Consider the following 12114-nt stretch of genomic DNA (forward strand, 5'->3'; position numbering starts at 1 on the left):
TACTTTAAACTTAGGAAGGAAATCCGGCTGCGAGTGATTTCTAAACACTCGCAACCCTATTACATTAATCGCACAATATTCGTACTAACTATCCGATACTGTTTTGCCGTTCATTTGCTCATCTAAGTTGAGTACCGTTAATGCGTTACTCACGCTAGTGGCAATAACGTCAATCGCGCCCGTTCTTAAAGCTCCGAGTAATGCCAAAGGTTTACTGTTCTCGGCAGCAATAGCGATCACTTCAGAAACGGAGCGGAATTCATCAATGCCAAGACCGATAATACGGTCGCTCATCACCGTCTTTGCGGATACGCCATTAATGTCGAAAAAATCATACCCCGCGAAATCTCCAACGACACCTTGCATCATTCTCGACTGCACGACTTCTTCTGCGGTAAACCAACCGAGATCGACCATGTAGCTGTTTTCACTCATGTCGCCGATTCCAACCAGAGCCACATCGGCTTTACGTGCGAGGTCCAGAGTCTGCTTAACCGTCGCGTTTTGCATGAAAGCAAGTTTCTGCTCCCGGTTTTCTGCATAGGCTGGTGCATATAGCGTTTCTGATGTGCCGCCGTAGCTTTTGGCGAACTGACGGCAAATATGGTCAGCGTTAAACATGCCTCCACGTGGGTGAATACCGCCGATACCACAAACAAACTTAACGTCTCTTTGAGGGATAACGCCTACGTGATGCGCGACCGCAGACACATTGCGCCCCTGACCCACCGTCACTACAGTACCATTTTGTAGCGTGCTCGCCATGTATTTAGATACCAGCCCAGCGACTTGTAACCTTTGCTGCTCTTCGCTTGGCTGATCTAAAGCCACCAAGGCGCGCTTCACGCCAAAACGTTCGATCAGCCTTTGCTCAATCTTAGCGCTAAATACCGGGTGATATTTAACTGTGATCTCCACGATGCCTTCATCTCTTGCTTGCTTTAGCATACGTCCCACTTTCGCGCGGGAAACAGCAAACTTTTTCGAGATCTCTTCTTGTGTTGCCCCATCTTGGTAGTAAGCAACCGAAATCTCAGTCAGAAGATCGGTACTTTCATCAGATACATCGTTAATAGATTTACTCATATTCAACCTGATTTGTATTTTATCTGTGCCCTTCACTCGAGCAAATACTCAACGCCATTACAAGCGCTCACGAGCGTAGCATATGTCACACCTGCCCTTCACTTCAACATTTGCTCATCACAAAAACAAATTCTCAGATTAAAATAGGGCTTCGCTAATGCCCTTATAAGCCATGTGCTATATGGGCAAACGTTTATCTAGATAATAGTGGGCCAAGGCGGGAAAAAATAATTGATGAATGTCACTTTCCCCCCAGATCAACAATTGACTTTTCGCACAGATCAGATAATTATGGAGGCATCATTTACTCAGAGTTAGAGCAAATGTTCACAACAAATGTTCAAACGCTGAAAAGTTAAAAGTTAGTGAGCAGAACAGATTTCTACTTCCGCTGGCTAACGCGCTTGCAAATGCACTTTTCATACTGACAGCAAAGTATGAGCCCAATGAAATAGGATGATCGGAATGAGCAACAAATTAGAGCAACTTCGTAAACTGACGACTGTAGTCGCTGACACTGGTGAAATCGATGCAATCAAAAAATACCAGCCAGAAGACGCAACAACTAACCCTTCTCTGATTCTGAAAGCCGCTCAAATTGCTGAGTACGCTCCTCTAATCGATGCTTCAATCGAGTATGCAAAATCACAGAGCGACGACAAAGCTCAACAAGTTCAAGACACTTGTGACATGCTTGCTGTAAACATCGGTAAAGAAATCCTGAAAACTATCCCTGGCCGTATCTCTACAGAAGTTGACGCACGTCTTTCTTACGATATGGAAGGCAGCGTAGCAAAAGCACGTCAGCTAGTTAAAATGTACAACGATGCTGGCATCGCTAACGACCGCATCCTTATCAAACTGGCTTCTACTTGGGAAGGTATCCGTGCTGCTGAAATCCTAGAGAAAGAAGGCATCAACTGTAACCTAACGCTTCTATTCTCATTCGCCCAGGCTCGTGCATGTGCTGAAGCTGGCGTATTCCTAATCTCTCCATTCGTTGGTCGTATCATGGACTGGTACAAAGCGAAGGAAGGTCGTGACTTCGAAGCTTCAGAAGATCCAGGCGTACTATCTGTATCTAAGATCTACAACTACTACAAAGAGTACGGCTACAACACAGTAGTAATGGGCGCAAGCTTCCGTAACATCGGTGAAATCCTAGAACTAGCAGGCTGTGACCGTCTAACTATCGCTCCAGCTCTACTTGCTGAACTAGAAGCGGCTGAAGGCGAAGTTGTTGAGAAGCTAGTTGACTCTAAAGGCACTCAAGAGCGCCCAGCGCCAATGACTCATTCAGAGTTCCTATGGGATCACAACCAAGACCCAATGGCAGTAGAGAAGCTTGCGGAAGGTATCCGTAACTTCGCGATTGACCAAGGTAAACTTGAAGACATGATCGCAGCGAAGCTGTAATTACACAGAATCACAAAAGGGGAACGTTTGCGTTCCCCTCTTAATTTTCCTTTCCTAGAATTAAATTTATTCGGTAACTATTATGGATCGTAAACATCTTGCCAATGCAATCCGCGCACTAAGCATGGATGGTGTTCAACAAGCTAACTCTGGCCACCCAGGTGCACCTATGGGTATGGCTGATATCGCTGAAGTTCTTTGGCGCTCTCACCTAAACCACAACCCATCTAACCCTGAATGGGCAGACCGCGACCGTTTCGTTCTTTCAAACGGCCACGGCTCAATGCTGATCTACTCTCTACTGCACTTGAGCGGTTACGAGCTATCTATCGACGATCTGAAAAACTTCCGTCAGCTTCACTCTAAGACTCCAGGTCACCCAGAGTACGGCTACGCGCCAGGTATCGAGACAACAACAGGTCCTCTAGGTCAAGGCATTACTAACGCAGTTGGTATGGCAATGGCTGAAAAAGCACTTGCTGCACAGTTCAACAAAGAAGGCCACGACATCGTTGACCACTTCACTTATGCATTCATGGGTGACGGCTGTCTGATGGAAGGTATCTCGCACGAAGCATGTTCTTTGGCGGGCACTCTAGGTCTTGGCAAACTGATCGCGTTCTGGGATGACAACGGCATCTCTATCGATGGTCACGTTGAAGGCTGGTTCTCTGACGATACACCTAAGCGTTTTGAAGCGTACGGCTGGCACGTAATCCCAGCGGTAGACGGTCACGATCCTGAAGCAATCAACGCAGCAATTATCGCAGCTAAAGCAGACCCTCGTCCGACACTAATCTGTACTAAAACTATCATCGGTTTCGGTTCTCCTAACAAGTCAGGCTCACACGACTGTCACGGCGCGCCTCTAGGTGCAGAAGAAATCGCAGCAACACGTAAAGAACTAGGTTGGGAGTACGGTCCTTTTGAAATTCCGCAGGAAATCTACGCAGAATGGTCAGCGAAAGAAACAGGCGCAGCTAAGGAAGCAGCGTGGGACGAGAAATTTGCAGCTTATGAAGCAGCATACCCTGAGCTGGCAGCTGAATTTAAACGCCGCGTAAACGGTGAACTGCCTGCAGAGTGGGAAGAGAAAGCGAACCAAATCATTGCTGATCTTCAATCAAACCCAGCAAACATCGCGTCACGTAAAGCATCTCAAAATGCGCTAGAAGCGTTTGGTGCTCTACTACCTGAATTCATGGGCGGCTCTGCTGACCTTGCACCTTCTAACCTGACTATGTGGTCTGGCTCTAAGTCTCTTGAAGCGAATGACTTCTCAGGTAACTACATCCACTACGGTGTGCGTGAGTTTGGCATGACAGCGATCATGAACGGTATCGCGCTACACGGTGGTTTCGTTCCTTACGGTGCAACGTTCCTAATGTTCATGGAATACGCGCGTAACGCAATGCGCATGGCTGCTCTGATGAAAGTTCAGAACATCCAGGTTTACACGCACGATTCTATCGGTCTTGGCGAAGATGGCCCAACTCACCAACCAGTTGAGCAAATGGCTTCTCTACGTCTGACTCCGAACATGAGCACATGGCGTCCATGTGACCAGGTTGAATCAGCAGTGGCTTGGAAACTGGCTATCGAGCGTAAAGATGCACCAACAGCACTTATCTTCTCTCGTCAGAATCTAGCACAACAAGAGCGTACTGCAGAGCAAGTTGCAGACATCGCGAAAGGTGCTTACATCCTGAAAGATTGCGAAGGCAAGCCAGAGCTTATCCTTATCGCAACAGGTTCAGAAGTTGAGCTAGCGGTTGAAGCAGCAGCGCAACTAACTGCAGAAGGCAAGCAAGTACGTGTTGTTTCAATGCCATCAACCGATGCATTCGACAAACAAGACGCCGCTTACCGTGAAGCAGTACTACCATCAGACGTGACAGCGCGTATCGCTATCGAAGCGGGCATCGCAGACTTCTGGTACAAGTACGTAGGCTTCGGCGGCAAGATCATCGGTATGACTACCTTCGGTGAATCTGCACCAGCAGGCGAACTGTTCAAGATGTTCGGTTTCACTACAGAAAACGTAGTAAACACAGCGAAAGAATTGCTTGCTTAATCAAAGATTAGCTTTCAAGCAATTGCTATAAAAACAGAGCCCCGCTAATACAGCGGGGCTTTTTATTGTCTGAATAAACGAGAATTCTTACGACGGCTTATCTTCAAATCGAAGCGCCAGTTGATAGAAATCTTTGACCTGCTCTTTTAGCTGCAGGCTGTTTTTCTCCACAGAATGAGTCGCCGCCAGGTTTTGCTCCGCCGTCGAGGCGATAGACTGGATATGCAAGTTCACGTCACTGGCCAGTTTTAACTGATTATCCGCGGTCTGAGCCACATCAACCATTAAGCCGCTCATGGTCTGCATCATCTGTTCGACTTCCGATAGACGTACCGTACTTTGTTTTGCAACTTCAGAACACGTATCCGTCTGCTCTTTATTCGCCAAAATGTCTTGTTGCCAGCTATGTATGGTCGACAACATGGTAGAGATGGACGCCTGTATTTGCTCGGTTGCATTAGAAGTGCGGCCAGAAAGTGCTCTTACTTCATCCGCTACTACGGCAAAGCCACGACCTTGCTCACCTGCTCTTGCCGCTTCAATTGCCGCATTTAATGCCAGCAAATTGGTTTGATCAGCGATGCCACCGATTTCTTCCATCAAGTGACTCACTTTTTGTGCCTGATCACTCAATTTATACGTCGTTTCAGTGGCTTGCTCAGCTTGTAAACTCAGCTGGGTCAAATTACTGTGGGTCTGAATGATGGTCTCTTTTGCCATCAAACACGATTTTAGCGTGTCATCAATCAATAGATGGGCATCATTGGTTGTGGATGATGCAGAGTTTGCTGAGATCTCAACTTCTTGCATGGCATCGCGGACTCTATGAATATCGATATTTTGCTGATTGAGCGCATCATGCACTTCAGCCGTTGTCTGGCTGAGATCTTCGGCGCACTCTTGTAACGGTAAAGCGGAGTCTGTCATACGCCCCAGCACTGTTCGAATACGAGCTGACAGCATTTTGATATGGAAATCCGCTATAGAGAACGCGCTATCACCCGAGTATATGAGCCTACTAACACTGTCGTACTGCTTTTGTAATTTTTTAAGTTGTTGAGGAGTATCAATCAATTCTTGGCGAAATAGCAGGGCTAACACACCAGCTGGCAAGAGACTGGCGATCCAAGCTAAAGGGCCTTCAGCAGACAGAGCATAAGCAGCAGCTGGGGCGCTCAGTGCACCAAGCAGAATAGCGTAGCGTAACGATTCATTGATCTTTAAAGACCAAGTTCGACCAGATTTCTCTGCCGCTTTCATACTCTTATAAGCTTTAGCAGCAATATCAACCCATTCACGTTTTGGCTTAACACGCACAGACTGGTAGCCTACGACCTGATTATGTTCATATATTGGCGTGACATAAGCATCAACCCAATAATATCTACCAGATTTAGTACTGTTTTTGACCATGCCACGCCACGCCTTACCTTGCTTAAGACGAGCCCACATGTCACCAAACGCCCCTTTTGGCATATCGTTATGACGCACGATGTTATGATTTTGGCCGATCAACTCTTCATTTGTATATTCTGCAACACGACAAAATGCGTCGTTACAGTAAGTGATAACACCTTTCAAATTCGTAGTTGATACCAGTTCCTCAAACTCTCCGACCAGAGTCTCCTGAGTTTTGTTATTTGAATTGACTGACATAGACAATGCTTCTCACATTTTTAGTTATCATTCGGTAATAATTTGTTGAGCTATTACGAAGTATTTGATTCACGACCCTCTACGGGTAACTCTTTAACGGCAAGTCCTCACTTTTCTTAAGAGTAAACACAGAGAAATTTACGCAATTGCATGCACTCAAAGGACTGGCCAAGCCTTTAAGAAAACACAGGCGCTAAGCAGTTTTTACGCGGGAATAACCAAACTGCATGTGGATTCAGATCGGTATGTCTGTCAGGAAAAAATATAAAGAGCCAGAGGCATCGACCTCTGGCTCTTTATAAGTATATAAGGTTAAGGAGTGTTACTTATTGCGACGTGCTTTCACTGCATCTGAAAGCTGACGTAACACAACTTCAGTGTCTTCCCAGCCGATACATGCATCAGTGATAGACTGACCATAAGTTGCAGCCTTACCATCAACAAGATCTTGGCGACCTTCTACCAGATGCGATTCAATCATCACACCAAAAATAGCATCTTCTCCGCCAGCAATCTGCTCTGATACATCATCCGATACCAGCATCTGACGCTTGAACTGCTTAGAGCTGTTAGCGTGGCTGAAGTCGATCATCACTTTCTTAGGCAGACCTGCTGCATCTAGCTCATCTTTAATTTGGGTAACATGAGCCGCGCTGTAGTTTGGTTCCTTACCACCGCGCAAAATAATGTGACAATCTGGGTTACCTGCGGTTTCAACAATCGCAGAGTGGCCGTATTTGGTTACCGATAAGAAGTGGTGAGACGCACTTGCCGAACGAATTGCGTCAGTCGCAATCTTGATGTTTCCGTCAGTACCGTTTTTAAAGCCAACCGGACAGGACAAACCTGAAGCTAATTCGCGGTGTACCTGTGATTCTGTCGTACGTGCACCTATCGCGCCCCAGCTAATAAGATCGGCAACGTATTGAGGCGTGATCATGTCAAGGAACTCACTGGCTGTTGGTAATCCCATATCAGTGAGGTCAAGAAGCAGTTTACGTCCGATACGCAGACCATCGTTCAGTTTGTATGTGTCATTTAGGTACGGGTCGTTAATAAGTCCTTTCCAACCTACGGTCGTACGTGGCTTTTCAAAGTAGACTCGCATCACAACTTCTAACTGCTCACCTAGCTCGTCGCGAAGTACTTTCAGCTTTTTACCGTATTCAACAGCAGCTTGCGGATCATGGATCGAACATGGACCCACGATAACAAGCAGTCTGTCGTCTTTTCCTTCCAAGATGTTATGAATAGCATTACGACAATCAAAAGTAGTTGAAGCAGCGGTTTCAGTGGTTGGAAATTTCTCTAAAACTGCAACAGGTGGCAACAGTTCTTTTACTCTATTTATTCTTACATCATCAGTTTGAAACATTACTTCTACATCCTGGTTGTTGTTTATGACCCAGCTTTTTGCTTACTAAGAGCATTGCAATATTGTTCATAAAGCAAGCAGCAACAAGGGCTGTGGTTCATTTTTGACTTTCGATGCAAGTAACTTATCGGCTTAGCCGTAGACTTTCAATCACTTTTTGCAAATAAATGCAAACAATCTACCAGTGTTAAATAACAAACACAGTGTAAATTTTTATTTACGGAGAAAAGTTCAAAATTATCATATATTTTCTTATACCTTTGAAAATCTTTACTACAATGTAAGAAATATCAGAAGTTTGTGAGGTATTGAATACAGAAAAGTATAGCTAGTTCTTATATTTTGTTGCTTGATATGAAATGAATTAACTAATAAACTAATTTCCTATAATAACTGGTTTTTTCTTTAATTTTGATAACACGACGTATAAATTAATATGCAATCAATACAAGGAAACATTATGAACAAAGTAGCAATTGCAGTAGCAGCGGTGGTAGCTGGTGGTAGCGCTCTTTTGAACACTGCGCAAGCTGAAATGTATATCGGGGGCAAAGTGGGCATGAGTACACTCGATGATGCTTGCTATCTAAACAGCCCTTGTGATGATGAAGCATTCGCGGCCGGAATGCACGTTGGCTATGGCTTTAATGAATATTTTGATCTTGAATACGGTGTAGACTTCCTAGGTAACTACGAAGCTAACTTCAAGACAGCTGCAGGCGCTGATACTATCGATGGCGACCTGTGGGCAATGACTCTTGCACCTAAGTTAAACCTACCTCTTTCAGACGATTTTAACTTGTTTGCTAAGATCGGTGGTGCTTACATGATGTCTGGTGACGAAAAAGATTTCGTTCCAACAGGCTCGCTAGGTGCTGAATACGCTCTAAACCGAAACCTAAGCCTACGCGCTGAGTACCAACGTTACCAAGATATGTCTGATGACGTATGGGACGATATGGACGCAAACTTCTTCTCTGTTGGTGTTAACTACACATTCGCAGCTGCTCCTGTAGTCGCGGCCGTAGTTGAGCCAGAGCCAGAGCCAGAACCAGTTGCAGTTATGAAAACTCACAAAGAAGAGTACGGTTCAGGTACGTTTGAGTTTGATAGCGCAAAACTTACACCTGAAGCTACTGGACGTCTTGACAACTTCGTTGAACACTTGAACGAATACCCTCAAGCTAACGTAGAGATTACAGGTTACACTGATAGCTCAGGTCCAGCAGCGTACAACCAAAAACTGTCTGAGCGTCGTGCTCAAGCGGTTGCTGATTACCTAACAGCAGCAGGTATTGATGCAGGCCGTCTGACTGTGTCTGGCATGGGTGAAGAAAACCCAGTAGCTGACAACAGCACTAAAGAAGGTCGCGCTCTAAACCGTCGTGTTGAAGTTGTGGTTCCAGAATTCGAGTACGAAGTAATCGAAATGGTTCAACCATAAGCTCAGTGATATCAGTATATTGATTGACAAAAGGGGTGCAAACGCACCCCTTTTTAATGGCAATTACATAATATACAAATGGCTAACGGTTAAACTTCTCATTTATTTACGGTTTAGCGAAGAATACCAGCTCATCACCGTCGACCATGACACAATCCATCCCTGCCGCATGTGCAGCTCGCTTACCCAACTCCGTATCTTCAAAAACTAGGCAACCTGACGCATCTAAACCGAGTTGTTCTGCCGCCATAAGAAATGTGTCTGGAAACGGCTTATGATTTTCAACATCTGTAGCAGTAACGACTGTATCCAGCTTGTCTAACAGACCCGCATGACTGAGTAAACGCATCGCACTGTCGCGTTGGCTCCCCGTCCCTACTGCGATTTTTTTAAAACCGCGATACTCTTCTAACACGACGTTAGTACAAGGGATAATCTCACCGTGCAATTCCATCGCCGCGAAGGTTTCCATCTTAAACTTAGAAACTTGCTTAGGGTCAAGTGATAACCCATGTCTGTTATTTAATTCGATGACAATCTTAAAGCTCGGCATACCACCTAAACTATGGAACCAATCCTGACAAAATGGAAATTCGAACCGGTCGGCGGTTGCTTGCCAAGCAGCAAGATGGGCCGGCATCGTATCAAGCAAGGTACCATCCATATCGAAGATGAACCCCTGATATGGCCTGAAATCAATCGTGCTCATGTCTTTTCTTCTATTCTTACATCTGTAATGTTAATTTATCAGCTCTTTCAATCGTCCCTATCGGCATTCTCTTATCATGCTCAAAATTTCGAACTCCGTCACACTTCAGGAATGGGAAATCCAGTTATCCCCAATAAGAGCTCAAGGAAATGGTGGGCAGAACGTTAATAAAGTAGCGACTGCAATTCATTTGCGCTTTGACATACGTCACTCAACTTTACCGGAGTTTTACAAAGAGCGATTACTCGCGCTTTCGGATAGCCGTATCACAAAAGATGGCGTGATTATTATTAAGGCACAACAGTTTCGCACGCAGGAACAAAATAAAGAAGACGCTCTGAATCGGCTGCAAGAACTGATTGAATCTGCTGCTATACAAAAGAAGAAGCGCATTAACACTAAACCGACTCGCGCTTCACAACGTCGTCGCCTTGACAGTAAAAACAAGCAGGGCACTAAAAAGCAGCAACGTAAGAAAGTACAGTATTAAGCAAAAGCAGATAACAAAGTAAAAATTTCATCCTCACCTCACCGGCAGCTCAATACGCCCGAGCAATTTTTCAGGAAAAAACAATATGACTATTCGGCAAAAACTCTACTTCCTAGGAGCTATCGCCATTTTAGGCATTGTGACCCTTTTGGGTACCTCATCTCATTTCGCCAACCAGAGTAATGAACTTAACCACGCCATTAAGCATGTGGGTGATTTGGAAATTCGCTTATTAAATTTGCGACGTAATGAGAAAGACTTTCTTCTTCGTAGCGATTTAAAGTACTTAGAAAAATTTAACGACAATGTTGACCTATTTATCCAACTTGAAGAGGAACTTGCTGAAATACTAACGCATTATGACCTCCCATCAAGTCACCAGTTAAAAACAGACCTGCTGGCTTACCAAAGAGGATTTCAGACTCTGGCATCCGCTTCTCAACAATATGGTCTTAACAGTGAAAGTGGACTTTTAGGACGATATGAACCGCTATTGCTCGATGCGAAAAAACTTGCCGACCACCAGCAGATTCTGGCACTTATTCATTTTGATAACGCGGTAAAGGCAGGTCAATTCGAACCTAACTCGCTAGGTGGTATTGATGCACCGGAACTGCTGAAGGTTGCAAAGCAACTTGCCAATCAGAAACAATTCATTGGGGTCGCTTACAACAAAGGATTACTTGGTGAGACTAGAGCACTCTCTCATGCAGTAGAAACGCAGTTCGATACTTTCTCGTCGATGATTGATTCTGCAGCCACTCAGCGCGAAGAGAGTATGAGCACCATTAAGCAAGTCATTACGGCTCTGGTACTGATCGTTCTATTTGTGCTTATCTGGCAAATATCTCGATCAATTAACGTTCGCGTAAGTAGCCTATTAACAACAATAAAGACCATCAGCGAGAGCAACGATATATCAATACGCTCCGATCTAGCGGGTAAAGATGAATTGTTTGATATCAGCCATCACCTTAATGATCTGCTGGAAAAACTTGAGCGTTTAATTCAGAACACGCAAGAGAAGTCGATGCAACTGACCGCAAGCACCGACAATATGCACCGTGAGCTTGAAGGCGTCATGGAGCAATTTCACACTCAAACCGATCACACCGCCTCTATGGCGACAGCGGTTCAACAGATGGTCGCGACCATCGGTGAAATATCAGAAAGTACGTCTGTTGCTGTAGAAGGCGTTCATCAAGCCGCCAACAATGCAGAGCAAGGACGTACAGTCGTCGAAGCCACTGTGACGAATATTGGCCAGCTGAGTGGCATTTTATCTAACAGCCAGCAATCTATCAGCTCTTTAAATCAGCATGTCGCTAAGATTGGCGGCGCGGTAAATATCATTCAGGAAATCGCTGAACAAACTAACCTGCTCGCGCTTAATGCAGCTATCGAAGCTGCGCGTGCTGGTGAGCAAGGTCGCGGTTTCGCCGTGGTTGCTGATGAAGTTCGAGCACTGGCCAGTCGTACGCATCAATCTACTGAAGAAATAACGCGAGTGGTCACCGATATTCAGGTGCAAATGTCGGCCGTCGTGTCCGATATCGACCAGTGTAACGATCAAGGGCAACAAACGCTGAGTGCTTCTGAGCAGCTGGACGCTAGCCTGCAACAAATTATCACTGACATGCATACGATTCAGGGGAACTCGGAGCGTATTGCTTCTGCGATTGAGGAGCAAGGTATTGTGATGAATCAGGTTAGCGACTCAATCAATGAGCTCAATGTGATCTCGGAAAATAATATGCAATCAGCAAAAGAGTGCTTACTGGAAGTAGATTCCGTCTCGGCTCAAGCTCATGATATGGATGATGCCGTTGCAGAGTTTAAAACTCGCGTCGCCTAATCCGCTAAG

The 12114-nt window shown here is 45.3% G+C and carries 9 protein-coding genes; 5 read left to right on the top strand and 4 right to left on the bottom strand.

The features are described from left to right. Positions 1–84: 84 nt before the first annotated feature. Positions 85–1086, bottom strand: coding sequence for a sugar-binding transcriptional regulator (locus VER99_RS16665; RefSeq protein ID WP_020334177.1), 1002 nt, complete (start codon positions 1084–1086; stop codon positions 85–87). Positions 1087–1551: 465 nt separating this feature from the next. Between VER99_RS16665 and tal the strand changes: the two genes are divergently transcribed. Beyond that, a complete protein-coding gene (tal, locus tag VER99_RS16670) occupies positions 1552–2502 on the top strand; it encodes a transaldolase (RefSeq protein ID WP_014233810.1) in 951 nt (316 codons plus the stop codon). Positions 2503–2584: 82 nt separating this feature from the next. Then, positions 2585–4576 (top strand): transketolase, encoded by a 1992-nt coding sequence (gene tkt, locus VER99_RS16675; RefSeq protein WP_020334176.1) that lies wholly within the window; start codon positions 2585–2587, stop codon positions 4574–4576. 87 nt (positions 4577–4663) lie between these two features. Here tkt and VER99_RS16680 read toward each other — a convergent pair whose 3' ends face one another. Next, on the bottom strand, positions 4664–6232 hold the full coding sequence (locus VER99_RS16680; protein WP_020334175.1) for a methyl-accepting chemotaxis protein: 1569 nt from the start codon (positions 6230–6232) through the stop codon (positions 4664–4666). A gap of 322 nt (positions 6233–6554) precedes the next feature. Then, entirely contained in the window at positions 6555–7607 is a 1053-nt protein-coding gene (gene aroG, locus VER99_RS16685; protein ID WP_014233807.1) for a 3-deoxy-7-phosphoheptulonate synthase AroG, read from the bottom strand. A 460-nt stretch (positions 7608–8067) separates the two neighbouring features. Between aroG and VER99_RS16690 the strand changes: the two genes are divergently transcribed. Then, the gene (locus tag VER99_RS16690) at positions 8068–9051 is read left to right on the top strand and encodes an OmpA family protein (RefSeq protein WP_014233806.1); all 984 of its coding nucleotides are present in this window, start codon (positions 8068–8070) and stop codon (positions 9049–9051) included. A 106-nt stretch (positions 9052–9157) separates the two neighbouring features. Here VER99_RS16690 and VER99_RS16695 read toward each other — a convergent pair whose 3' ends face one another. Continuing rightward, on the bottom strand, positions 9158–9760 hold the full coding sequence (locus VER99_RS16695) for a beta-phosphoglucomutase family hydrolase (protein WP_020334174.1): 603 nt from the start codon (positions 9758–9760) through the stop codon (positions 9158–9160). A 76-nt stretch (positions 9761–9836) separates the two neighbouring features. On the opposite strand from VER99_RS16695, the gene arfB reads away from it, so the two are divergent. Both arfB and VER99_RS16705 read left to right on the top strand, forming a co-directional pair. Then, complete coding sequence (gene arfB, locus VER99_RS16700) at positions 9837–10250, top strand: alternative ribosome rescue aminoacyl-tRNA hydrolase ArfB (protein ID WP_014233804.1); 414 nt, start codon at positions 9837–9839, stop codon at positions 10248–10250. A gap of 85 nt (positions 10251–10335) precedes the next feature. Further along, positions 10336–12105 carry a methyl-accepting chemotaxis protein gene (locus VER99_RS16705; RefSeq protein ID WP_020334173.1) on the top strand — a complete coding sequence of 590 codons (1770 nt, stop codon included), beginning with the start codon at positions 10336–10338 and terminating at the stop codon, positions 12103–12105. Positions 12106–12114 lie beyond the last annotated feature (9 nt).

This window comes from Vibrio natriegens NBRC 15636 = ATCC 14048 = DSM 759, from assembly GCF_035621455.1.
GTDB lineage: Bacteria > Pseudomonadota > Gammaproteobacteria > Enterobacterales > Vibrionaceae > Vibrio > Vibrio natriegens.